The sequence below is a fragment of the Nonomuraea sp. NPDC026600 genome (assembly GCF_040638335.1).
Classification (GTDB): Bacteria; Actinomycetota; Actinomycetes; order Streptosporangiales; family Streptosporangiaceae; genus Nonomuraea.
Genome location: NZ_JBEZYD010000012.1, coordinates 1 through 22,459 on the forward strand (window position 1 = coordinate 1; position 22,459 = coordinate 22,459).

The window sequence follows — 22,459 nt, forward strand, 5'->3', positions numbered from 1 at the left end:
CTTCCTCACCACCGAGGCGGTCATCGCCGAGAAGCCCGAGAAGAACCCTGCCGCCCCGGCCATGCCGGGTGGCGGAGACATGGACTTCTAGGCCGGGTCTCCTCCCGAGGGTCGGGTAGGACCGCCGCGGTTCTACCCGGCTCTCGGGCAGGTGGGACAATAGAGCTGTTCATCCCCCTTGGCGAACTCTCCAGGAAAGGGGGCGGCCATGGCGACCATCGCTCATCACCCGGCGACAGGCGCGGTGCCCGGCGCCCTGCGCCTCGGCGCAGGCCTCATGGCACTGGCCGGCCTGGCGTTCATCGGCTATGCGGTGATCTTCTTCGTCCGTAACTTCACCGGCGGGTTCTTGGAGCTCGGCATCGGCCCGAACGAGGTTGACGTCGGCCGGGCCCAGGTCCAGGCGTTCAGTCCGGAGCTGTTCAGATATATCTCGCACCTGCACATCGCGCTGTCGGGGTTCATCGCCTCGACCGGGCTGGCCACCGCGGCACTCGCCTGGTTCGGGGTCAGGCACGGACTGTGGTGGGCGTACGTGACCGCGATCGTGGCGCCCGTGCTGGCCCTCGTCATCGCCCTGCCCGCGCACTACCCGTACCATCTCGCCACGGTCGGCCACCTGGGGCTCATCTACCTGGCCACCGCCATCTTCGTCGTGGGCGCGCTGGTGGCGCTCAAACCGATGCTGCAGGCGCGACACACCTGATCCGCGATCTCAAAGATTCCCACCCTGTCGGCAAACTGCGGGAATTCCCGGTTGTCGCGCGCGAAGTGCGGGGTATCCACCCTCCCAGATATCACTCCGCACAAGGTGGGAAATCATGGCGTCCACATATGGTACCGACCAGGTCGATGGCACGTCCGGCACCTCGTCAGTCGAATTCATCCCGGAAGACTCTGTCAAGAGCAGCGGCGAATTCGGCAAGATCGTACGCTCAGGCGTCCCTTCGAGCACGTTCTGGCACTTCGTCGACTTCAGCGGGAGCGGGCCCTTCGCCCACCGGGAGTCCCTCGGCACGGATAAAGTCAACGCATTCTCTCAGGTAGCCGTCTCGATGACCGAACTCGACAGCGATGGAAACCCATTTCTGGGAAGTGCCATCATGACGGTGAACAACGTCGTCCCACGCGCCAATGGCGACATCATCGTGAGAGGACATATCCACTGGGACAGCACTCTGCAAGTACGACTTAACTACATCATCGTGAACTAGCCTCGCCGGCGGATATCCCAATCGAGCTCATCGGCGACTGTTCTGGGCTTCCAGTAGCCGATGGAGCCGCCGTTCTCCATGGCGTCGGCGGTGGCCTTCAGCAGGGCGTAGTACGAGCGAATGCGGACCCCTCCCGGCATGAAGCTCATACTTCCCTCGTGATCGGTCTCGCCGACGTCACGTTTCACCGAGTCGATCACGAGCCGGTTGCCCACACCGTCGGACCCGAAGGGGAGCATGCGCCCGTCCCACCACTCCGATCGAGGATCGGCCGGCTCCCCTTCGTCTTCATCGTCCATCTCGCACAGCCTTCGCCACGTGTCACGGATCCCTTGGAGATTCAAGTTCCCGTTGCCCAGGAAGCCGAAGGGCGAGGTGTCATCCACTACGGCGGCTCCATCGTGTCGCAGTAGCGAGGCCCGCAGGTCGTCGGGGAATCGTAAGCCCATCTGCGCCTCCGCCGCCGCGATGCTCTCCGCCTTTCCGGGCTTGCCGAGCGTGCGATAGCTCCTGGGGGCGTGGGCCTTGAGCCATGCTTCGATGCGTTGCCACTGCCGGTTCACCGCCCGGGTCGCCTTGGCGTCGAGCTTCCGCACGCGCGGGGTGCGGTTCTCGGGCCGGCAGTCCGCGTCGAGGCTCGGCTGAGCGGCGGGGACCGGCTCTTGCCTCTCCACGTATTGGGCGGGCTCAGAGTAGTCATTGTCGTCCGGAGTAGGTGCCTGCTCGTACTCGGCGACCAAGCAGCGCTCAATATCGCACGGCTCTTCCTGGTACGAGATCTCCCCGATGGTCTCTACCCCGTCATCCTTGGAGAAGGTGACGAATTCAAGGGCTTGCGAGCCGACTACCAGCAGGCAGAGCGCCAGTCCGGCGATTCCCCAGCGGGTGAGGCGGCGTCGGGTGGCTTCGTCCAGCGGCTCCCCTTTCTGGCCGCCTCCGAAGAACATTTTTACCGCGGGGCGGTCGAAGACGGAGGGCTCGGCGGCGTAACGCTCGAGGTCCTCAGCGGTGGGCGTGCCGAGGATCGGTGCTGGAGGCCACTGCGCTACAGGCTCGACCTGGGCGGGAAACGAAACCTCGGAAGCCGCCCCGTCCGGCTGAACTACCGGCCAACGCGTCGAGCGGCGGCGAGAGCGCACGATCACAGCAACTGTCGCTGCCACAACGGTAGCCGCAAGCACGAGCCATAGCCCGCGTAAGGTGATCAATCGCCGCACGTCCGGCAGAGTACCTCTAATTTGACTACACGGAGATCAAAAAGCCGTTCCGTACGCAGGATGTGCCGATCGAGCTTTATCCCGGACGTGTTCTCACCGGCGCGTAAGTCGAACCATCCGGACGTCGACGAATAGGCGCGCGATTACCGCAGCTCAGTCGGGCGTTCGGGCGTGGCTTGAAAGTGGGGCGGATGGGGCCTGAAGCTGCGGGAACCGGATCCACACGCCGACGGCCGCGAGTACGGCGGCGAGGACCACGGCGCCGCCGAGGAGCAGGGCCTGGCGGTAGCCGTGCTGGAGCAGAGGGGCGGCCAGCACGGGACCGAGGATCTGGCCGGCGCTGTATCCGGCGGTGAGCAGGGCAACGGCGCGCGGTCCCCGGAGGTGGGTGCCGATGGCCAGCGCGAGCGTACTCACTCCCATGAACGTGCCGCCGAACAGCACCGCCGAGATCAGCGCTGGAGCGACGCCGCCGAGGAGGGCGGGCAGCGCGACCCCGACGACCTGAATGGTCAGCGCCGCGAACAGCAGAGAAGGCCGCGACCAGCGGTGCGCCAGCCAGGCCCACAGCGCGCTGGACGGCAGGGCGGCGAGGCCGACCAGGATCCAGGCGCTGCTGCCGAGCGGGCCGGGGACGCTCTGTTCGATCGCCGCGACCAGGAAGGTGCCGGCGATGATGTAGCCGATGCCTTCGAGGGTGTAACTGCCGAACAAGGGCCAGAACCACCGGTGCGTCCTGGGCCGGTCGGGAGCCGCCCCTTGGCCGGCGGAGGCCGGCTGGGGCGCGGGAGTCAGTCCCCACGCGGCGGCGGCCAGGAGGGCGGCCAGGGCCGCGCAGCTCCACCACGCGGCTTGCCACGTGGTGACGGAGCGCAGCAGGAGCACCAGGAGGCCGGACAGGGCGATACCGGCGCCGACTCCGCCGAAGGCCCATCCGGTCAGGTGCTGCACTTGCCCGCGCAGGCGGGTCAACGCCGCGCTGACGGCGATCACGAAGATCAGGGCGCTGGCCACGCCGGCGATCAGCCGCAGCCCGAACCACACAGCGCCGTCGTGGGTCACCGGCATCAGGGCCAGTGTCGCGATCAGGATGACCAGCGAACCGCGCAGAACGATGACCGACCGCACCAGAGCGGGAACGAAGGTGCCCGCGAGCGCCCCCACGAGGTAGCCGATGTAGTTGGCCGTGGCCAGCGACGCGCCGAGCTCGGCGGACAGCCCGGCCTGGGCGTGCATCAGCGGCAGGATGGGGGTGTAGACGAACCGCCCGACGCCTATCCCGGCAGCCAATGCCGCCGCCGCCTGCCCCACGACCAGCCACGGCGACCGCCCATGGACAGAGGTGGAACGGGTCGTCGTGCTCACGTCTTTCTCCGATCGCCGGCTGCCGCCCCAGGCTAACCACCCCCGGACAGGTCGGATCACCCCGGGTCGGCCGACGGAACGCCGGGTCAGGAGCGTTGGAAGGGCAGTGGCGTGCTGAGGCGCGTGATCAACGCCTCAGGGTTCGTCGCCCGGCGGTGGCCCTTCGATGCGATCAGTCCTTGATGTTCGCCTCGGACTGGTACTTGTTCATCATGTGGGTGACCGCGGCCAGTTGCGCCTCGGCGTGCCCCTCGCGGACCGCGCTCGCCCGGGCCCGCGCGTCCAGGGTCGGCTGCGCCTGGCCCTGGAACTCGGGCATCACATGCTGGGCGATGAGCTCGTAGGACCGGTTGGTGGCGGCGGGGTCGGCCCAGTCGTGCGCCATCAACAGCATCGCCCCGAAGCCACCGGACTGGTCGACCAACCGCTGCACCTGGGCCTTCGCGTCCTCGACGGTGCCGATCACGCCGATGCCGGACCCGCGGACGAAGTCGATCATCTCCTTGAGGTCGCCGCCCGAAACGGCCATCTGCGGGAAGGCCGCCACTTTCTGGAAGTACCGGAACCACGCCTCGATGCCGTACTCCACGTCCCTGACGGCCTGCTCGCGGGTCTCGGCCACGTGCATGATGCCGACCAGCCGCCAGGCGTCGCGGTCGACGGTGGTCCCGTACGTCGCGGCGCGCTCCTCCATGACGTTCCAGTGATGCGCCAACGCGTCGAACCCGTCGGCGCTCAGCGTGGCGCCGATCGACAGCAGGCCGAGGCCGTGGCGTCCGGCCAGGCGCGGACCGGTCGGCGAGGCCACCGCCGCGACGGCCACCTCGAACATCGGGTCGGAGTACGGCCGCAGTTGCAGCCGCGCGTCGACCAGCGTGTGCGTACGGGTCCGCGCGGTGACGCTCTCGCCGCGCAGCAGCCGCAGCACGATGTCCAGGTTGTCGTCGAGCAGTTCGCGGGTGTCGGTGGGGTTGAGCCCGATCATCGCCGAGTCGGTGGGCAGCGAGCCGGGACCCACACCGAGCATGATCCGCCCGCGCGTCAGGTGGTCCAGCAGCACCATGCGGTCGGCGACCCAGAGCGGGTTGTGGTACGACAGCGAGGTCACGCCGGTCCCGAGCCGGATGTGCCGGGTCCGCTGCGCCGCGGCCGCGATGAAGATCTCCGGCGCCGCGATGATCTCTGAACCGGCGGAATGATGCTCGCCGATCCATGCCTCGTCGTATCCCAGCCTGTCGAGATGCTCCATGAACGCCAGATCGCGCTCGATGGCCAGGGTGGGATTCTGCCCCGCGGCATGGAAGGGGGCCATGAAGACGCCGAAACGCAGCCTGCTCATCGCTGCTCCTCGTGATCTCGACTATGGCTTCAGTTCACTCGAGAATTTCCGCGGCGGCAATATGACCCGCCAGGCGGTGGGGAGCAGAGCGGCTAAGGTTCTGCCATGCCTACCGCATTGATCACGGGCGCGACCGCCGGCATCGGCGCCGCCTTCGCCCGCCGGCTGGCCGCCGACGGGTTCAGCCTGGTTCTGGTGGCTCGCGACGAGGCCCGGCTGAGGGAAGTCGCGGGTCAGCTCAAGCTCAGGTACGGCGTGAGCGTCGAGCCGCTGCCCGCCGATCTGGCCACGGACGACGGCCTGGCCCGGGTCGAAGGGCGGCTGCGCGACGGGGTCGATCTCCTGGTCAACAACGCCGGGTTCGGCCACCCAGGGAAGTTCCTGGAGGTGTCGGTCGAGGACGAGACGCGCATGCTCAAGCTCCACTGCGAAGCCGTGCTCCGGCTGACGCTGGCCGTGCTGCCCGGCATGCGGGAGCGCGATCGGGGCGCGGTGATCAACGTAGCCTCCGTGGCGGCCTTCTTCACCCGAGGCACCTACAGCGCCTCCAAGGCGTGGGTGGTCAACTTCAGCGAATCGACCGCGTCCGAGGTGGCCGGTCCGCGGATCAAGGTGATGGCCTTGTGTCCCGGCTTCGTGCGAACGGAATTCCACGCACGGGCGTCGATGGACGCGTCGCAGATCCCCGGCTTCCTCTGGCTCAAGGCCGACAACGTGGTCAACACGGCCATGCGCGATCTTGCCATGGGCAAGTGGGTGTCGATCCCCGACGTGCGCTACAAAGTGATCGTGGCGATCGGCAGACTCATCCCCCGCAGGCTCGTCGGCAACGCGGGAGCGAAAATCGGCCGCTAGAAGGCACGGGCCGTAACGGCGGGGCGTACCTGCGGCAAGAAGAGGTCGGGCCCCCGCCGCGGGAGGGGGTCGCGGTGGGGGCCCAGGTGGGTGCGAGCGACTCGCGCCCGGTCGGTCGGAGCAGGCTCACGACCGAGGTCGGGTGCGAGGGGCTCGCATCCGGTCGGTCGAGAGCAGGCTCACGACCGAGATCCGGTGGAGATCACTTGCCGACGTTCGCCTCGTGGCCGATGGCCAGGCCCGAGGTGGGGTCGAAGAAGTGCAGGTTGTGCGTGTCCAGCACCAGGTCGAGGCTCGAACCCGGACGCGCGTGGCTGCGGGCGTTCACGCGCGCGGTCCACAGCGACTTGTCACCCAGCAGCGGCAGCGCCGCCTCCTCGTCGTCGCCCGTGTCGGCGGCGGCGACGGTGTCCTTGTGCTCGACCGGCGGGGCGTCGATCAGGAACAGGACGTTGATCTCGGAGCCGAGCTCCTCGGTGACCTCCGCCTTGACGGCCAGCGTGGCCCAGCCGTTGGCGTTCTGGCCGGCCGAAGCGGCGTCCTCGAAGTCGGACGGGCGGATGCCAAGGATGATCTGCTTGCCGATGTACTGGTCGAGGCCCGGCTTGTCGGTGAACGTCGACTCCGGGATGTCCAGCTTGAGGTCGGCGAACGTGACGGCGGCGCCACCGTCGCGGACCAGCTCGGCGGTGACGAAGTTCATGGCGGGCGAGCCCATGAAGCCTGCAACGAACAGGTTGACCGGCTTGTCGAACAGGTTCTGGGGCGTGTCGACCTGCTGCAGGATGCCGTCGCGCAGGACACAGACGCGGTCGCCCAGCGTCATGGCCTCGACCTGGTCGTGCGTGACGTAGACGGTGGTGACGCCGAGGCGCTCGTGCATCTGGTTGAGCGAGGCGCGCATGGAGACGCGGAGCTTGGCGTCGAGGTTCGACAGCGGCTCGTCCATCAGGAACGCCTGCGGCTCACGGACGATGGCGCGGCCCATCGCGACACGCTGGCGCTGACCGCCGGAGAGTGCGGCCGGCTTGCGCTTGAGGTAGGTCTCCAGGCCGAGCATCTTGGCGGCGTCGTTGACGCGCTTCTGGATCTCCGGCTTGGGCATCTTGCGAAGCTTGAGGCCGAAGGCGAGGTTCTCCTCGACCGTCATGTGGGGGTACAGGGCGTAGTTCTGGAAGACCATCGCGATGTCGCGGTCCTTCGGCGGGAGGTGGTTGACCACCTTCTCGCCGATCGAAATCTCGCCACCGCTGATGTCCTCCAAACCAGCGATCATCCGGAGCGCGGTCGACTTACCGCAACCGGAGGGGCCGACCAGCACCATGAACTCGCCGTCCTTGATTTCAAGGTTGAGCCCGTTCACAGCCTTCACGCCACCGGCGTAGATCTTGTCGACATTGGTCAGAACGATGGATGCCATGCCATTCCTTCGCGCTCCCGAGCGGTGACCCGGATGTTGTGCGGGGGGTACCCACTCTCATGGATACGTTTTCAAGCATCTCACCCGAAACGGACAAGAGTGTCAAGAGAGCAGCCCATGTTGGTGGCACGGGCTTCCAGCGCGACGGAAACCATGATGGAATCGTTTCCATGGAATCGAGGCGGGCGACCATCAAGGACGTGGCCGAGGCGGCCGGTGTGGGCGTCGCGACCGTGTCCCGGGTCCTGTCCGGCGGCTCGGCCAGTCCGGAGACACGGGAGCGGGTGCTGGCCGTCGCCGCCCACCTCGACTACCGCCCGAGCGCGCTCGGGCGCAACCTCCGCCAGCGCCGCACCGGCGGCATGGGGCTGTTCGTGCCCGACCTCACCGACACCTTCTACGGCCAGCTGGCCGAGGGCGTGCTGGCCTGCGCGCGCTCGGCGGGCGAGCCGGTGGTGCTCGGCTCGACGGGCGACGATCCCGAGCAGGAGGCCGAGCTGGTCGGCATGCTGCTGGAGCAGGGCTTGGACCGGGTGATCGCGGTCCCGTCGGGCGGCACCGAGACGTGGGGCCCGGCGATCAAGGCGGGCATGACAGTGGTCTTCGCCGACCGGCTGCCGTCCGACGCGCCAACCGACGCCGGGCCCGGCACACGCCCCGGCTCGCTGTCCGGCTCGCCGTCCGACGAGGGTTCCGGGGCGGCCACGGTCACCGACCTCATGCTGCTCGACGGCCTGCCGCCCGCGTCGCGTGCCCGGCCGCTGGACGTTCCCGCCGTGCTGGCGGATGACCGGGCCGGCATCCGTACGGCGGTGCGCTACCTGAGAGGGCTCGGCCACCGGCGGATCGCCTTCCTGGGCGGCCCGGGGCACGGCAGGCGGGTGGCGGCCTTCCGCGAGGCGGTGGGGGCGCCCGTGGACGAGGATCTGGTGGTGTTCGCCACGGGCAGCCGCGACTCGGCCTACGCCGCCGCCTCCGGGCTGTTCCAGAGCCGTCCCGACCTGACGGCGGTGGTGACCGGAGGCAACGTGCTGGGCGAGGCGGCCGTGCTGGCGGCCAGGGAGCTGGATCTGCGGGTGCCGCGCGACGTGTCGCTGGTGATGTATGACGACGTGCCGTGGGCCGAGCTGTGCTCCCCGCCGCTGACCGTGATCGCCCAGCCGGGCCGCGACATGGGCTACCGCGCGGCGGAGCTGGTGCTGCGGGCGGGGAGCAGGCGGCCACGGAGCGTGCTGCTGCCGACGGAGCTCATCGTCCGCGGCAGCTGCGGCCCGCGCCACTAGCCGCGCTTTCCGCACGAACCGCTTCGTCACCGGCACCGCGAGCGACCGCCACTCCCGCCCCTCCGAAAGACCCCGAGCGACCGCCGCCCCCGCTCCTCCGAAAGACCCCGAGCGACCACCGCCCCCGCTCCCCAGAAGGACCCCGAGCGACCACCGCCCCCGCTCCCCAGAAGGACCCCAGCCGAAGTGCGGCGGGGAGTGCGGAAACATAGGCCAGTCGTGATGACGTGCCGAATACCGGCCCAGCCGGCCGCAAGCCGCTAGACGAGCTTCTCGATCGCCGCGATGACGGCCGGGTCGTCCGGCGTGGTGCCGGGGCGGAAGCGGGCGACGACGGCCCCGTCGCGGTCGACGAGGAACTTCTCGAAGTTCCACTGGATGTCGCCGCCCGCGCCGTCGGCATCGGGCGTCTCGACGAGTTCGCCGTAGAGGGGGTGCCGGTCGGGGCCGTTCACCTCGGCCTTCTCCAGCAGCGGGAAGTCGACGCCGTACGTGGTGGCGCAGAACTCCTGGATCTCCTCGGCCGAGCCGGGCTCCTGGCCCATGAACTGGTTGCACGGCATGCCGATCACGCTGAACCCGCGCTCGCCGTACTGCCGCTGCAGCTCGACGAGACCGGTGTACTGCGGGGTGAGGCCGCATTTGGAGGCCACGTTCACGATGAGCACGGCCTTGTCACCGACGAGTTCGGCGAGCGTGGTCGGGGCGTCCGCGAGGGTGCGGACCGGAATGTCACGAAGACTCATGATCCGACCCTACAGAACGCCTCCGCCCGCAGTTTGTGATGTAGTCCACATTTTCCGGACATTTCCCCTGAACAACCATAAAACGTGATCTTTGCCAACGATCTACTTTTTCATGGTCAATTCGCGATAAATCGGGCTGATAGGGCAGGGTGGCGCGGTCCCCCGAACCCATCGAAAGGGAACCCGCATGCCCATGCTCCGCCGTACCAGCGTCTTGATCCTGTCGGCCACGCTCGTGGCGACAGGCGGCGCGACGGCCGCACAGGCGCAGAGCTCCCAGGCACTCAAAAGCGCGGTCGCCAAGAACAAGGCGATCGCCAAGCCCATGGTCAGCAAGCGCGGCTGGAACAAGGCCCAGTTCCGGTGCCTGGAGCGGCTCTGGTCGAGAGAGAGCGGCTGGAACCACCGGGCCGGCAACGGCTCGGGCGCCTACGGCATCCCGCAGGCGCTGCCCGGCCACAAGATGTCCACCAAGGGCCATGACTGGCGCACCAACCCGCGCACGCAGATCGCGTGGGGCCTCGGCTACATCAAGCAGCGGTACGGCTCCCCCTGCCGCGCGTGGGCGCATTTCCAGTCCCACCACTGGTACTGATCCAAACCCCGCAGCCGCCTCCGTTTTCGCGAAAGACCAGGTCAACGCGCGAACGGGCCACACCATGGCGGTCCAGCGAGAACGCTAAATATCCCTAGCCACCGCGCCAACGTCTTCCCAAAGTCAACCACTGAGAGTGATGAACAGTGACTGACGGTAATAGAAACCGGCTAGAGGAAACGTCGTGGAGCCCTCCGGGCCGCCCAGCACTATCGGGCGTAACGGAAGCCCGGGGGGCCGCGCGGACCCTCCGCGTCCGAGCCACGGACGCGGACCGGCAGGGCGCCGGGGAAGCAAGAGCGCCCGTCCGCACGCGACCCGACAGCTAGGATCGACATGGACAGCAAACGCGCCCTGCGCTACACGTTCATCACTCTGACCGCGCTCACGACCGTCACCGGACCTTCGACGCTCGCCGGAGCCGCATCCGAATCGCGGATCGTCAAACCACCGATCGCCGAACCGCCGATCGCCAAGCCGCGGATATACGAGGGCTCGTGGCACGCCCCCGTGATCAGGACCCGGACCTGGACCACCGCCGCCAAGCCGAAGATCAAGGCCGTGCCGCGGAAGACCAGGAACAAGGGCATCGCCCTGGACCAGGTCGTCCAGCGGGCCTGGTCCTACCAGGAGTTCCAGTGCCTGGACGATCTCTGGACCAGGGAGAGCAACTGGAACCACCGCGCGTACAACAGCTCTTCAGGCGCCTACGGCATCCCACAGGCGCTCCCGGCAGGAAAGATGCGAGGCGCGGGCCCGGACTGGAAGTCCAACCCCGAGACGCAGATCCGCTGGGGCCTGGCCTACATCAAGGGGAGATACGGCCGGCCGTGTGGCGCCTTGGGCCACTTCAGAGCACACAACTGGTACTAGAGAAACGAGGGCATCCGGGATCACCGGGTGCCCTCCCTCTTCGGGAGCACCGCGATCGCCTGGATCAGCAGCTCGACGCCGAAGTCGAACTCGGCGTCGTGGTCACAGCTGGCCAGCAGCGGCGCCAGCCCGCTCACCTCGGGGAACAGCGCCGGATCGACGTCGTCCGGGTTGACCATGTGCCGGTGCAGCGGGGCGAACGTGGGTGTCACCCCGACCTCGCGCAGCAGCGAGCCCACGATGTAGGCGATGAACATCCGCAGCACCCGCACCGCGTCGATCCCGTCGAACCCGGCGCTGCGCAGCGTGGCCAGGGCCCGCTCGACCGGCAGCAGCCCGGCGTTGGAGTGGAGCTGGCGGCTGACGACGAGCATCGTGGAGCGCGGGTGTCCGTGCGCGATCTGGCGGAAGGCGCGGGCCTGCATCCGCACCCGGTCGGTCCAGTGGGCATCGGGATCGTCGGTGAACTCGATCTGGCTGAGCACCGCCTCGGCGACGCCGTTCAGCAGGGCGTCCTTGTTCGGCACGTGGTTGTAGAGCGACATCACGCCGACGCCGAGCTCCGCCGCGATGCGCCGCATGGACACCGCGTCGGCCCCTTCGCGCTCGATGAGATCGATCGCCGCGGCGACGATGCGGGTCCGCGAAAGAGGCTCGGTGGGCATAGCTCATTCTATTGACGGACGTACGCCGTACGTGCAAGCCTCGATGAGGACGTACGGTGTACGTAACCCCCCTGCGGAGGACTCATGTCGACTCACCGCCTCTACACCATCCCCGCCGAACTCTCCACATGGGACGTGGAGATGTCCGGAGCCAGCAGGTTCACGTGGGAGTACGACGACGGCCGGGATCGCATGCTCGCCTTGTACCAGAAGGGCAAGGACAAGCAGTGGGACTCCACCAAACGCATCGACTGGGACCTGGAGGTCGACCCGTACAACGTCCTGGGCATCCCGGACCAGACGATCGCCATCTATGACACGCCGCTCTGGCACCGGATGGACGAGAAGCAGCGTCGGGACGTCCGCCTGCACGGCGCGGCGTGGCAGTTCTCCCAGTTCCTGCACGGCGAGCAGGGCGCGATGATCTGCTCGGCCAAGATCGTGGAATCGGTCCCGGACCTCGACTCCAAGTTCTACGCCGCCACCCAGACCATGGACGAGGCCCGGCACGCCGAGACCTACGCCCGTTTCCTGCAGGAGAAGGTGGGCCTGGCCTACCCCATCAACGAGCACCTCAAGGCGCTGCTCGACTCGACGCTCAGCGACTCGCGGTGGGACATGCCCTACCTCGGGATGCAGGTGCTGATCGAGGGCTTAGCGCTGGCGGCGTTCGGCGTGATGCGCGACATCACCACCAAGCCGCTGCCCAAGCAGATCCTCGCCTACGTCATGCAGGACGAGGCCCGGCACGTGGCGTTCGGCCGGATGGCGCTGCGCGACTACTACGGCAGCCTGACCGAGGCCGAGCGGCGCGAGCGCGAGGACTTCGTCATCGAGGGCTGCTACCTGATGCGCGACCGGCTCAGGGGCCGGGAGACGTGGGAGAACCTGGGCCTGTCGAAGGCGGAGGTCGAAGAGGCGGAAATGGCCACGGAGCACTCGGAGTACCTGCGGCTGTTCCGGTCGCTGCTGTTCAGCCGGATCGTGCCGTGCGTGAAGGACATCGGGCTGTGGAGCCCGCGCCTGCAGCAGGCGTACGCGGACATGGGCGTGCTGGACATGGCGGGCCAGTCGCTCGACACGCTGATGAAGCAGGACGAGGACATCGCCGACAAGATCGACGAGGCCCGCTTCGCCGAGGAGGAGACCGAGCGCCACGCCGAGGTCGCCGAGACCATCGAACTCGGCGCCTCCTGACGTCAGCGGCCTGACCGCAGACCCGGCGAGTGGTTTAAGAGTTCCCCTTTGTGCCATATGCACCGAGACAGCGCATTCGCCAGAGGGGGCACCTCTTGATGGTCCAGGAACCGCGGTCCGGCAGGCCGCCGCACGTCGTCGTCGTGGGCGCGGGCTTCGCCGGGCTGAACGCCACGCGGGAGCTGGCCCGCGGCGGCGCGCGCGTCACGCTCGTCGACCGCCACGCCTACACCACCTTCCAGCCGCTGCTCTACCAGGTGGCGACGGCCGGGCTCGGCCCCGGCGACGTGTCGTATCCGACGCGGGCCTACGCCGCCAAGTATCCGACGGCGCGCGCCCTCAGGGCCGCGCTGACCAAGGTGCACCCGGCCGAGCGGCGCGTGGACCTGGACGACGGCACCTCGCTCGACTACGACTACCTCGTGCTCACCACCGGCGTGACCACCAACTGGTACGGCATCGAGGGCGCGCGGGACCACAGCTATCCCATCTATTCGGTCCACGACGCGATCGTGCTGCGCAGGCGCCTGCAGAACCTCCTGGAGGAGGTCGCGGCGGGCCGGCGGGAGAGCGCGCACGCCGTGGTGGTCGGTGGGGGCGCGACCGGGGTGGAGATGGCGGGCACGATGGCCGAGCTGCGCCACCGGACGCTCCCGCTGACCTTTCCGGAGATCAGCCCCAAGCAGACGAGCGTCACCCTGGTCGAGCGGTTCGACTACGTGCTCGCGCCGTACAAGCCCCGGCTGCGGGACGCGGCCGCGAAAGCGTTGCGCAAGCGTGGCGTGCGCCTGCGGCTGGGCAGCACGCTGACCTCGGTCGAGGCCGACGCGGTCGTGCTGAGCGACGGCACCCGGCTGCCGAGCGACGTGACCGTATGGGCGCTCGGCGTCGCCGCGCCCGCCGAGGTGTCGAACCTGGGCCTGCCGCAGGGCAAGGGCGGCCGCATCACGGTCACCCAGGCGCTCAACGTCGAAGCGCACCCCGAGATCTTCGTCGCCGGCGACCTGGCGGGGCCGCCCGATCCGCTGCCGCAGCTCGCCCAGCCCGCCATCCAGATGGGCAAGCACGTGGGCAAGCAGATCCTGGCACTCGCCCATGGCCGTCCCGCGGCGCCCTTCTCCTACCGCGATCCCGGCATCATGGCCACGGTCGGCCGGGGCGAGGCCGTGCTGCAACTGGCCAACGGCCTGACCATGCACGGCCTGCCCGCCTGGCTGGCCTGGATCGGACTGCACGTGACGTACCTGCTGGGCGGGCGCAACCGGGTGAGCGTCCTGGTCGCCTTCTTCACGCGTTACGCCGGGCCGCGCCGCAGCGCGGCCACGGTCGTCGAGTGACGCCGGGAAAGGACTGACCGGCAAACGCGAGCGGATATCACTTTGTTACGCCTGCTAAGCCCCTTCGAGGCCGGGCTGCTATATACAGTCCACTAGCCATCAATAGCCACAAAAGGGGAATCCTTGGCGAAAGTAACCGTCGTGCCGCCGAGTGAGCTTGGCTCATCCGAGATCGCGGCCTGGCGGCAGATGCAGCAGGCACAGCCGCATCTCGCCAACCCCTTCCTCAGTCCCGAGTTCACGATCGCGGTGGGCGAGGTCCGGCCCGCTTCCCGGGTCGCGATCATCGAGGACGCGGACGGCGTCGCCGGTTTCTTCCCGTACGAGCGGCAGGCCGGAGTCGGCATGGCCATCGGCGCCTGGGTGTCGCTGTGCCAGGGGATCATCCACCGCCAGGGGGCCGACTTCGACGTCCACGGGCTGCTGGAGGCGTGCGGGCTGGACGTGTGGGAGTTCGGCTGCCTGGTGCCGGGCCAGTCGTGGTTCCGGCCGTACGAGACGCTGGAGCAGCAGGCGGTGATCCTCGACCTGGCCGACGGCTACCCGGCCTATCTCGCCGGGCTCCGCGACCGGTCGCCGAAATTCCTCAAGACCACCCAATACAAAGAACGCAAACTCGGCCGCGATCTCGGCGAGGTTTCCGCGGTCTTCGCCGTGGAATCGGCTGACCAGCTGCGATTACTGCGCGCGTGGAAGTCGGCGCAATACGTGCGCACCGGCCGGGCTGATCGTTTCGGCCAGGACTGGGTGATCGAGCTCGTCGAAAGGCTGCACGCCATCGACGGGAAAGAGTTCGGCGGGGTGCTGTCCATGCTCTACGCGGGCGGCGAGCCGGTGGCGGGCCATTTCGGCCTCCGTACGGACTCGGTGCTCGTCGGCTGGTTCCCCGCCTACGATCCGGCGTACGCGAAATACTCGCCCGGCCTGATCCAGCACCTGCGCATGGCCGAAGCGGCCGCCGAGCTCGGCATCACCTCGCTCGACCTCAGCATCGGCGCCGGCTACGAATACAAGGGCGCCCTGTGCAGTAGGAACGTTCCCATCACCGAGGGCATCGTGCGGCGCCGCACCTTCGGCGCCGCCGCCCACTGGATGCGCACCGAGCCGATCCGCCGGGTCCGCCGCCTCATCCTCGACGTGCCCTTCCTGTACGGCCTGGCCGACCGCGTGCTGAAGCGGTACGGCCGGTTGCGCGCCCGGGCCGGCAGCCGATGAGCCCGCTGGAAGACCTCATGCGGCACCGGATCGGCCAGGACTGCCTGCACGTGCCGTCCGCCCGGTTCGGCCTGCTGCTGGCGCTGCGCCACTGGTTCGACCCCGGCGACCGGGTGCTGATCGCGCCGACCAACTGCGAGACCGTGCTGTTCATCGCCCTGGCCGCCGGCCTGGAGCCGGTGATGGCACCGGTGTCGTGGCGCGACGGCAACATCGACGCGCCGCGGGTCAACTGGAGCGGCCTGTCCGGCGTCATCACCACGCATCTGTACGGCCAGCCGGACCAGATGACGAACCTGATGAAGCAGTGCGAGCGACGCGGCCTCGTCCTCATCGACGACGCCGCCCATGCCTTCCTGACCATGGTCGGCGGCCGCGCGGCGGGCACGTTCGGCCAGGCAGGCGTGTTCAGCCTGGCCAAGCACGGCCGGGCGATGTCCGGCGGCTTCCTGACCACCCCCAATCCGGGCGCGCTGGCGGCGCTGGCCGAGGCGAGGGAGGCGCTGCTGCTGCCCGGCGAGCCGCGCGACCAGGCGGAGGCCGTGCTGCAGCCGATGCTCCGCGAGACGCTCTACCGCACCGGCATGGTCCGGCTGATGTGGCACGCCTCGCGGCGGCTCGGGATCGTCAAGTGGACCGGGCACCGCCTCTCACCCCGTGAGGACGCCCTCCTAGCCGTCAGGGGCGATCTGACAGCGATGGACCCATGGCTGGGGATCGACCTCGACGGCTGGCGGATGCGCCCCGGCCCCGCGCTCTCCCGTTACCAGCGCTCGCGCCTGCGGGTGATCGACCGCGAGCGGGAGCGCCGCCTGGCCGGGGTCGAGGCGCTGCGCCGGACCCCGTGGGTGGCGGCGGGCGTCCGCGAAGCCCCCATACGTCCGCTCCTGCGGGTGCCGCTGATGGTCGAGAAGCGGGACGAGATCGTCGCCGGGCTGGAGAGGCTGGGCGTGGTGCCCGGTTTCATCTACGATCCGCCGCTGGACGACTACCTGCCGATGATCCGGCAGGGGCCCACGCCCGAGATCGCCCGCTGGTGGACCAGTCACGTGCTACCGGTCGACCCGCTCGACGCCCCGCGCATGGTGCGGCTGCTGACCCGGCTGGGCGCCCGTCCGGCAGACGGCGCGAGGTTCGACAGAGCATGATGCGGAACAGTGTCGTTAGCATCCCCGGCAATGCCGGTGAATTCTCTCTTCCAGGAGTGACCTTGACCGTCGATGCCGATGTCGCCAGGCGACGTATCGAAGAGCTGCTCCGTGAGAACGAGGAGCGGATCCTGCACCGGTGGACCCTGATCGCCAAGGCGACCGGCGAGGAGCTCACGGAGATCTACCGAGCGCTGCTCTCCTCCCTGGAGCACGGCAGCGGCGACCTCGCCGATCTGCGCGGCCTGCTCGCCGAGCTGTCGCGCACCCGCGCCCGCCAGGGCTTCACCCCCGCGGACACCTCCAGGGCCGTCTTCGGGCTGAAGGAGGCGCTGTACGAGGTCGTCGAGGGCGACGGCGCCCCCGACGCGCTGCGCGGCTTCATCTGGTTCTCCAGGCTCATCGACGACCTCGGCCTGTTCACCTTCGAGTCGTACACGACCGCCCGTGAGCGGATCATCCTCGACCAGGCCGAGCAGTTGCTGGAGCTGTCGACGCCGGTCGTCAAGCTGTGGGAGGGCATCGTGGCGGTGCCCCTGGTCGGCACGCTCGACTCGGCCAGGACCCAGGTCGTGATGGAGAAGCTGCTCCAGACGCTGGTCGACACCGGCGCCGAGCACGCGGTGATCGACATCACCGGCGTTCCGGCCGTCGACACCCAGGTCGCCCAGCACCTGCTGAAGGCCGTCGTCGCCGCCCGGCTGATGGGCGCCGAGTGCGTCATCTCCGGCATCCGCCCGCAGATCGCGCACACCATCGTCACGCTCGGCATCGAGTTCGGTGACATCGTGACCAAGGCCTCGCTGGCCGACGCGCTGGCCTACGCGCTCAGGCGGAGCGGCATCGAGGTGATCGCGCCGAGGGCGACCCGCATCGCGGTGCGGACGGAGCACGTCTGATGGACCGGGTGCCCATCCTCAAGCTGGGCGACATCCTGATCATCTCCATCCAGATCGACCTCGATGATCAGAGCGTGCTCGCCCTTCAGGAAGACCTGGCCGACGCGGTGGTGACCACCGGAGCGCGCGGCGTCATCATCGACATCACCGGCGTGGAGATCGTCGACTCCTTCATCGGCAGGATGCTGTCCACCATCGCCGCCACGACGCGGATGCTCGGCGCCCAGACCGTGGTCGTCGGCATGCGGCCCGCCGTGGCGATCACCCTGGTCGAGCTCGGCCTGTCGCTGGGCGGCGTACAGACCGCGCTCAATCTGGAGAAGGGAATCGCGCGCCTCGACCATGTGAGAGGCGCGACCCCGTGAGCGCCGGCTGGGAGGTGCCCATCGCCGGCAACGCCGACGTCGTGCTGGTCCGCCAGCGGGTCCGGAGCGTCGCCGTCGAGGTGGGGCTGTCTCTCGTCGACCAGACCAAGGTGGTGACCGCGGCCAGCGAGCTGGCCCGCAACGCCCTGGTGTACGCCGGCGGCGGCCTGGCCACGATCGAGCTCATCCAGAACGGGGCCCGCCAGGGCCTGAGAATCGCCTTCAGCGACGAGGGTCCGGGGATTCCGGACATCGAGCAGGCGCTCACCGACGGCTGGACCACCGGCACCGGCCTGGGGCTCGGGCTGGGCGGATCACGGCGGCTGGTCGACGAGTTCGACCTGGTCTCCGCCCCCGGCAAGGGCACGACGGTGACGGTGACGAAATGGGCTCGATGACATGGTGGCGGTGAGATACGCGCACGACGACACCTGGGTACGAGCCGAGAACTCCAGCGCGGTGGGCACCGTCCGCCGGATGGCCGTCGATCTCGCCGAGGCAGCCGGGTTCGACGCCGAGCGTACGGGGCAGACGGCGGTCGCGGTCACCGAGGCCGTCTCCAATCTGGTCAAGCACGCGGTGGAGGGCGTCGTCATGGTCCGTTCCCAGCCGGTGAACCCGGCCGTCGTGGAGCTGGTCGCCATCGACAGGGGTCCGGGCATGCCCGACGTCGCCCGCGCCCTGCGCGACGGCTACTCCACCTCCGGCACCCTCGGCATCGGGATGGGGGCGATGGCCCGCATCTCCTCCTGGTACGACGTCCACTCCCTGCCCGGCAAGGGGACCATCCTGGTCATGCACTTCACCGCCGCCGACGCGCCCAGCGCGGCGCCGCACGCCAGCGGTCTGAGCCGCCCCATCGGCGAGGAGGTGGTCTCCGGCGACTCCTTCGCGATCGCCGCGACAGGTGACGGCGCCACGCCCGAGACGACGGTGCTGCTGTGCGACGGCCTGGGCCACGGCGAGCTCGCCGCCCAGGCGTCCAGGACCGCGGTGGAGCTGTTCCTGCGGGCAGCCGACCAGGAGCCGCTGGCGACACTCGAACGCCTGCACCGGGGCCTCGGACATACCCGGGGAGGGGCGGTCGCGGTGGCGCGCATCAGGACCACCAGCGTGTCCTACGCCGGGCTGGGCAACATCTCGGGCTGGATCGCCGACGCCGAGGGCCGCCGGGGGATGGTCTCGGTGCCCGGCATCGCCGGCCACCAGGCCCGCCACCTGCGCCAGTACGACTTCGACCTGCCCGAGCACTCCACCGTGGTGCTGCACTCCGACGGGCTGACCGAACGCTGGCACCCCTCCGCCGTGCCCGGCCTGTTCGCCCGCTCCCCCGCGGTCGTCGCCGCCGGGCTGCTGCGTGAGGCGGGCAGCCGGAGGGACGACGCCTGCGTGGTGACCGTGAGGCCCGGCGATGACCGCGACTGAGCTGGCCAGGGCCCGGCTCGACCGCGACCAGGACGTCTTCGTGGTGCGCCGCCTGGGCAAGGCCGCCGCCGAGCTGGCCGGGCTGGAGGCTCAGGACCAGGTCAGGGTGGCGACCGCGCTGAGCGAGGTCTGCAGGGAACTGCTCGGCGCCGGAGCGGTCGTCGTCTTCTCGCTGGACGAAGGGAATCTACTCATCACCATGGATCACGCACCGGGAGCCGACCTCGCCCGATCCGAGGGGCTGGCACTGGCCGGCCGCCTGGTCGACGCGGTCACCCTCGAGGCCGGACGTGGGCGGGTCGCGATCGCCAAGCGGCTGCCTCCCCACTCCCCCCGGCTCCCGATCGACCAGATCCGCGAGCGCCTGGCCGGGATGGCGCCGGTCAGCGCGATCGAGGAACTGCGCCAGCAGAACAAGGAGCTGGCCTCGACCCTGGAGGAGGTGCTGCAGCTCAACGCCGAGCTGCAGGAGACCAACACCGGCGTGCTGGCCCTGTACAACCAGCTCTCGACCGAGCTGGAGGAGACCAACAGGGGCGTGGTCGCCCTCTACGCGGAGCTGGACGAGAAGTCCGGCCAGCTCCGCGAGGCGGGCGAGGCCAGGAGCCGGTTCTGGGCGACGGTCAGCCACGAGCTGCGCACCCCGCTCAACTCCGTCATCGGCCTGGTCAGGCTGCTGGTCGGGCCCGGCAGCGAACCGCTCAGCGAGGAGCAGACACGTCAGGTGCGCTTCATCGGCGGCTCGGCGCAGACGCTGCTGGAGCTGGTCGGCGAGCTGCTCGATATGGCCAAGGCCGAGTCCGGGCGGCTCGACCCCCAGTCGTCGGTCGTCCACCTGCCCACGCTGGCCAACCACCTGCGCCTGACGATGCAGCCCACCAGCGAACCCGGCGACGTCCCGCTGCGCGTCGACGTCGCGGCCGACGTCGACGACGTCTACACCGACGAGGTGATGCTGGCCCGCATCCTGCGCAATCTGCTGTCCAACGCGCTGAAGTTCACCCCGGAGGGCGAGGTACGGCTGAGCGCCCACGCCGACACGGGCACCGACGAGGTGGTCATCACGGTCACCGACACCGGCATCGGCATCCCCGAGCGCTATCTGAAGAGCGTGTTCGAGGAGTTCTTCCAGGTGCCGAGCGTGCTCCAGGTCAAGACCAAGGGCACCGGGCTCGGCCTGCCGTACGCCCGCCGGCTCGCCGAGGCGCTGGGCGGCACGCTGGAGCTGGCGAGCGACGTCGGGCGGGGCACCTCGGTGACGATGCGGCTGCCGCACCACGACGGCACGCCCGAGGTGCGCCGGGTGCTGATCGCCGACGACGACGAGGCGTTCCGCGCCGCCGCCCGCAGAATGCTGTACGGCTTCGCCGTCGAGACAGAGGAGGCGGGTGACGGGATCGCCGCGCTGGAGATGATGACGGCGCGCCCGCCGGATGTGATCCTGCTGGACATGCTGATGCCCCGGCTGGACGGCCACGCGCTGCTGCAGCGCATGGCCGAGGACGAGGCCCTGGGGCAGGTGGGCGTCGTCGTGGTGACGATACGGCCCGACACCGCGCCGTCCGGCCATCCAGTGCTGTCCAAGCAGGGGCTACGCCGTGACCAGCTGCTGCAGGCCATTCGCGACGCGGCGGGGACGGATCGTGACTGAGTACGAGCCGGGAGCCGCGACCGGGCCCGCGACCGTGCTGGTGGTCGACGACACCCCGACCAAGCGCTACATCCTGTCGAGCTGGCTGCGCAGGGCGGGCCACACCGTGGTCGAGGCCGCCGGCGGCGAGGAGGCGCTGGCCGTGCTCGCCGCGCGCCGGCCCGACCTGGTCGTGCTCGACGTACGGCTGCCCGACCTCGGCGGCTTCGAGGTATGCGAGCGGATCAAGGCGGACCCGGCGACGACCTCGATCCCGGTCATCCAGGTGTCGGGCAACGCCATCACCTCGGCCGACCGTACGGAGGGCCTCGAACGCGGCGCCGACGCCTACCTGTCGGAGCCGATCGAACCGGCCGAGTTCGCGGCGACGGTAGAGGCGACGCTGCGTTACTACCGCGCCAGGCGGCGGGCGGAGCTGATGGCCGAGCGCATGGCAAAGCTGGCCGACGTCACCTCGAAGATGAACGCGGCCGACTCCTTCGACCGGCTGCTCACGGTGGCCGTCGAGGGCATGGTCGGCATCCTGGGCCGCTACACGGTCGCGCTGGCACTGCCACCGGACGGCCGGATGCGCCGCGTCCGCGCCCGGCCCGGCGAGACGGCCGGCAACAGGTCGGCCATCCCCAAGCTGCTGGACCGGCTCAGCGACATGTCGCTGGGCGAGGCGGCGGGGGCCAAGGTCTTCACCGTGCCGGCCGCCGAGTGGGTCGAGCTGGTGAAGGACGTTCGGGTCAGCGCGCCGATCACGGGGGTGCTGTGCCGTACCAAGAGGGGCCAGCCGCCCGTCTACCTCGGGCTGGAGGCCGACCCGCCGCTGGACGGCGACGAGATGAACGTGCTGAGACAGCTCGGCCAGGGCCTGGCGCTGGCGGTCGACGCGCTGCGCGTCTACACCGAGGAGCACACGACCTCGCTCACCCTGCAGCGCAGCCTGCTGCCCACGCGCATCCCCGACGTGCCCGGTCTGACGGTGACGTTCCGCTACCAGCCGGCCGTGGACAACATCGAGGTCGGCGGCGACTTCTACGAGGTGCTGCGGCTCGGCGACCAGGTGCTGGTGGCGATCGGCGACGTGGCCGGCCACTCGCTGCACGCGGCGACCATCATGGCCGAACTCCGGCACGCGCTGCGTGCCTCGCTGATCGACTCGGTCGACCTGAGCGCGTCGATGGACCTGCTCAACAAGGTGCTGCGCCGATATCACCCTGGCATGACGGCCACCGTCTGCCTGCTGCTCATCGATCCGGAGACCGGCGTGGTCGAGATGGCCAACGCCGGGCACATCCCGCCGATGCTGGCCGGTCCCGGCGCCCATTATCTGGGCCTGGGCAACCTGCTGCTGGGCGTGGCGCACGAGGACTACAAGGTGACCCGGCTGGAGCTGCCCGCGGGCGTCACGATGCTGCTGTTCACCGACGGGCTGGTGGAGGACCGCGGCATCCTGCTCGACGACAGCCTGGAGCAGGCCAGGCAGGTGGCCGAGACGGTCGAGGACGATCTGGAGGAGTTCTGCGACCGGCTGCTCGCCGCGTTCGGCTCGCGGGAGGACGACGTGGCCATCGTGGCGGTACGGCGCGAGACCTGACGCGCGGGAGCCTGGCCCTCTGCCCGATGGGGGAGCACGATGGGCAGGAGCGGAATTTCGCCTCG

The 22,459-nt window shown here is 69.3% G+C and carries 22 protein-coding genes; 16 read left to right on the top strand and 6 right to left on the bottom strand.

The annotated features are described in order from the left end of the window. Positions 1–208: 208 nt before the first annotated feature. Together AB0F17_RS26925 and AB0F17_RS26930 are read left to right on the top strand one after the other, a co-directional pair. Positions 209–706 carry a hypothetical protein gene (locus AB0F17_RS26925; RefSeq protein ID WP_358027890.1) on the top strand — a complete coding sequence of 166 codons (498 nt, stop codon included), beginning with the start codon at positions 209–211 and terminating at the stop codon, positions 704–706. A 115-nt stretch (positions 707–821) separates the two neighbouring features. Further along, the gene (locus AB0F17_RS26930; RefSeq protein ID WP_358027892.1) at positions 822–1,214 is read left to right on the top strand and encodes a hypothetical protein; all 393 of its coding nucleotides are present in this window, start codon (positions 822–824) and stop codon (positions 1,212–1,214) included. On the opposite strand, the gene AB0F17_RS26935 is transcribed toward AB0F17_RS26930, so the two are convergent. The 3 genes from AB0F17_RS26935 to AB0F17_RS26945 all read right to left on the bottom strand — a co-directional run bounded on the left by AB0F17_RS26935 (position 1,211) and on the right by AB0F17_RS26945 (position 5,135). Then, the gene (locus AB0F17_RS26935) at positions 1,211–2,431 is read right to left on the bottom strand and encodes an SMI1/KNR4 family protein (protein ID WP_358027894.1); all 1,221 of its coding nucleotides are present in this window, start codon (positions 2,429–2,431) and stop codon (positions 1,211–1,213) included. The genes AB0F17_RS26930 and AB0F17_RS26935 overlap by 4 nt on opposite strands. Positions 2,432–2,584: 153 nt before the next feature. Next, the gene (locus AB0F17_RS26940) at positions 2,585–3,796 is read right to left on the bottom strand and encodes a YbfB/YjiJ family MFS transporter (RefSeq protein ID WP_358027897.1); all 1,212 of its coding nucleotides are present in this window, start codon (positions 3,794–3,796) and stop codon (positions 2,585–2,587) included. A 172-nt stretch (positions 3,797–3,968) separates the two neighbouring features. Continuing rightward, the gene (locus AB0F17_RS26945; protein WP_358027900.1) at positions 3,969–5,135 is read right to left on the bottom strand and encodes an LLM class flavin-dependent oxidoreductase; all 1,167 of its coding nucleotides are present in this window, start codon (positions 5,133–5,135) and stop codon (positions 3,969–3,971) included. A gap of 105 nt (positions 5,136–5,240) precedes the next feature. Here AB0F17_RS26945 and AB0F17_RS26950 point away from each other — a divergent pair, with 105 nt between their 5' ends. Continuing rightward, entirely contained in the window at positions 5,241–5,990 is a 750-nt protein-coding gene (locus AB0F17_RS26950) for an SDR family oxidoreductase (RefSeq protein WP_358027902.1), read from the top strand. A gap of 202 nt (positions 5,991–6,192) precedes the next feature. Here AB0F17_RS26950 and ugpC read toward each other — a convergent pair whose 3' ends face one another. Continuing rightward, positions 6,193–7,410: a sn-glycerol-3-phosphate ABC transporter ATP-binding protein UgpC gene (gene ugpC / locus AB0F17_RS26955; protein WP_358027905.1), complete on the bottom strand. Its 1,218-nt coding sequence runs from the start codon at positions 7,408–7,410 to the stop codon at positions 6,193–6,195. A 170-nt stretch (positions 7,411–7,580) separates the two neighbouring features. Here ugpC and AB0F17_RS26960 point away from each other — a divergent pair, with 170 nt between their 5' ends. After that, positions 7,581–8,693, top strand: a complete 1,113-nt coding sequence (locus tag AB0F17_RS26960; RefSeq protein ID WP_358027907.1) for a LacI family DNA-binding transcriptional regulator — start codon at positions 7,581–7,583, stop codon at positions 8,691–8,693. A 260-nt stretch (positions 8,694–8,953) separates the two neighbouring features. On the opposite strand, the gene AB0F17_RS26965 is transcribed toward AB0F17_RS26960, so the two are convergent. After that, positions 8,954–9,439 carry a glutathione peroxidase gene (locus AB0F17_RS26965; protein ID WP_358027910.1) on the bottom strand — a complete coding sequence of 162 codons (486 nt, stop codon included), beginning with the start codon at positions 9,437–9,439 and terminating at the stop codon, positions 8,954–8,956. Positions 9,440–9,626: 187 nt separating this feature from the next. Here AB0F17_RS26965 and AB0F17_RS26970 point away from each other — a divergent pair, with 187 nt between their 5' ends. Then, positions 9,627–10,034 (top strand): transglycosylase SLT domain-containing protein, encoded by a 408-nt coding sequence (locus AB0F17_RS26970; protein WP_358027913.1) that lies wholly within the window; start codon positions 9,627–9,629, stop codon positions 10,032–10,034. Positions 10,035–10,370: 336 nt separating this feature from the next. After that, positions 10,371–10,907, top strand: a complete 537-nt coding sequence (locus AB0F17_RS26975; RefSeq protein ID WP_358027916.1) for a lytic transglycosylase domain-containing protein — start codon at positions 10,371–10,373, stop codon at positions 10,905–10,907. 20 nt (positions 10,908–10,927) lie between these two features. On the opposite strand, the gene AB0F17_RS26980 is transcribed toward AB0F17_RS26975, so the two are convergent. After that, positions 10,928–11,572: a TetR/AcrR family transcriptional regulator C-terminal domain-containing protein gene (locus tag AB0F17_RS26980; protein ID WP_358027919.1), complete on the bottom strand. Its 645-nt coding sequence runs from the start codon at positions 11,570–11,572 to the stop codon at positions 10,928–10,930. Positions 11,573–11,656: 84 nt separating this feature from the next. Here AB0F17_RS26980 and AB0F17_RS26985 point away from each other — a divergent pair, with 84 nt between their 5' ends. The 10 genes from AB0F17_RS26985 to AB0F17_RS27030 all read left to right on the top strand — a co-directional run bounded on the left by AB0F17_RS26985 (position 11,657) and on the right by AB0F17_RS27030 (position 22,394). After that, the gene (locus tag AB0F17_RS26985) at positions 11,657–12,769 is read left to right on the top strand and encodes a ferritin-like domain-containing protein (protein WP_358027921.1); all 1,113 of its coding nucleotides are present in this window, start codon (positions 11,657–11,659) and stop codon (positions 12,767–12,769) included. 98 nt (positions 12,770–12,867) lie between these two features. Then, a complete protein-coding gene (locus AB0F17_RS26990; protein ID WP_358027924.1) occupies positions 12,868–14,106 on the top strand; it encodes an NAD(P)/FAD-dependent oxidoreductase in 1,239 nt (412 codons plus the stop codon). Between the two features lie 123 nt (positions 14,107–14,229). Continuing rightward, on the top strand, positions 14,230–15,321 hold the full coding sequence (locus tag AB0F17_RS26995; protein ID WP_358027927.1) for a GNAT family N-acetyltransferase: 1,092 nt from the start codon (positions 14,230–14,232) through the stop codon (positions 15,319–15,321). Then, positions 15,318–16,469, top strand: coding sequence for a DegT/DnrJ/EryC1/StrS family aminotransferase (locus AB0F17_RS27000; protein ID WP_358027929.1), 1,152 nt, complete (start codon positions 15,318–15,320; stop codon positions 16,467–16,469). Before AB0F17_RS26995 ends, AB0F17_RS27000 begins: the two co-directional genes overlap by 4 nt. A 62-nt stretch (positions 16,470–16,531) precedes the next feature. Continuing rightward, positions 16,532–17,368: an STAS domain-containing protein gene (locus AB0F17_RS27005; RefSeq protein ID WP_358027932.1), complete on the top strand. Its 837-nt coding sequence runs from the start codon at positions 16,532–16,534 to the stop codon at positions 17,366–17,368. Next, positions 17,368–17,733: an STAS domain-containing protein gene (locus AB0F17_RS27010; protein ID WP_358027934.1), complete on the top strand. Its 366-nt coding sequence runs from the start codon at positions 17,368–17,370 to the stop codon at positions 17,731–17,733. The genes AB0F17_RS27005 and AB0F17_RS27010 overlap by 1 nt, the downstream gene beginning before the upstream one ends. Then, positions 17,730–18,131: an anti-sigma regulatory factor gene (locus AB0F17_RS27015; protein ID WP_358027937.1), complete on the top strand. Its 402-nt coding sequence runs from the start codon at positions 17,730–17,732 to the stop codon at positions 18,129–18,131. The genes AB0F17_RS27010 and AB0F17_RS27015 overlap by 4 nt, the downstream gene beginning before the upstream one ends. A gap of 1 nt (position 18,132) precedes the next feature. Beyond that, the gene (locus AB0F17_RS27020; RefSeq protein ID WP_358027939.1) at positions 18,133–19,158 is read left to right on the top strand and encodes an ATP-binding protein; all 1,026 of its coding nucleotides are present in this window, start codon (positions 18,133–18,135) and stop codon (positions 19,156–19,158) included. Beyond that, positions 19,145–20,809 carry an ATP-binding protein gene (locus tag AB0F17_RS27025; RefSeq protein WP_358027942.1) on the top strand — a complete coding sequence of 555 codons (1,665 nt, stop codon included), beginning with the start codon at positions 19,145–19,147 and terminating at the stop codon, positions 20,807–20,809. The genes AB0F17_RS27020 and AB0F17_RS27025 overlap by 14 nt, the downstream gene beginning before the upstream one ends. Then, a complete protein-coding gene (locus AB0F17_RS27030) occupies positions 20,802–22,394 on the top strand; it encodes a fused response regulator/phosphatase (RefSeq protein ID WP_358027945.1) in 1,593 nt (530 codons plus the stop codon). Before AB0F17_RS27025 ends, AB0F17_RS27030 begins: the two co-directional genes overlap by 8 nt. The last annotated feature ends 65 nt before the right edge of the window (positions 22,395–22,459 follow it).

Bases quoted from the DNA above. Each gene is read 5' to 3' on its own strand.
- AB0F17_RS26945 (WP_358027900.1), bottom strand. From the start codon at position 5,135: ATGAGCAGGCTGCGTTTCGGCGTCTTCATGGCCCCCTTCCATGCCGCG.
- AB0F17_RS27020 (WP_358027939.1), top strand. From the start codon at position 18,133: ATGGTGGCGGTGAGATACGCGCACGACGACACCTGGGTACGAGCCGAG.
- AB0F17_RS26990 (WP_358027924.1), top strand. From the start codon at position 12,868: ATGGTCCAGGAACCGCGGTCCGGCAGGCCGCCGCACGTCGTCGTCGTG.
- AB0F17_RS26980 (WP_358027919.1), bottom strand. From the start codon at position 11,572: ATGCCCACCGAGCCTCTTTCGCGGACCCGCATCGTCGCCGCGGCGATC.
- AB0F17_RS26975 (WP_358027916.1), top strand. From the start codon at position 10,371: ATGGACAGCAAACGCGCCCTGCGCTACACGTTCATCACTCTGACCGCG.
- AB0F17_RS26950 (WP_358027902.1), top strand. From the start codon at position 5,241: ATGCCTACCGCATTGATCACGGGCGCGACCGCCGGCATCGGCGCCGCC.
- AB0F17_RS26930 (WP_358027892.1), top strand. From the start codon at position 822: ATGGCGTCCACATATGGTACCGACCAGGTCGATGGCACGTCCGGCACC.
- AB0F17_RS26985 (WP_358027921.1), top strand. From the start codon at position 11,657: ATGTCGACTCACCGCCTCTACACCATCCCCGCCGAACTCTCCACATGG.
- AB0F17_RS26960 (WP_358027907.1), top strand. From the start codon at position 7,581: ATGGAATCGAGGCGGGCGACCATCAAGGACGTGGCCGAGGCGGCCGGT.
- AB0F17_RS26965 (WP_358027910.1), bottom strand. From the start codon at position 9,439: ATGAGTCTTCGTGACATTCCGGTCCGCACCCTCGCGGACGCCCCGACC.
- AB0F17_RS27000 (WP_358027929.1), top strand. From the start codon at position 15,318: ATGAGCCCGCTGGAAGACCTCATGCGGCACCGGATCGGCCAGGACTGC.
- AB0F17_RS26970 (WP_358027913.1), top strand. From the start codon at position 9,627: ATGCCCATGCTCCGCCGTACCAGCGTCTTGATCCTGTCGGCCACGCTC.
- AB0F17_RS27010 (WP_358027934.1), top strand. From the start codon at position 17,368: ATGGACCGGGTGCCCATCCTCAAGCTGGGCGACATCCTGATCATCTCC.
- AB0F17_RS27025 (WP_358027942.1), top strand. From the start codon at position 19,145: ATGACCGCGACTGAGCTGGCCAGGGCCCGGCTCGACCGCGACCAGGAC.
- ugpC (WP_358027905.1), bottom strand. From the start codon at position 7,410: ATGGCATCCATCGTTCTGACCAATGTCGACAAGATCTACGCCGGTGGC.
- AB0F17_RS26925 (WP_358027890.1), top strand. From the start codon at position 209: ATGGCGACCATCGCTCATCACCCGGCGACAGGCGCGGTGCCCGGCGCC.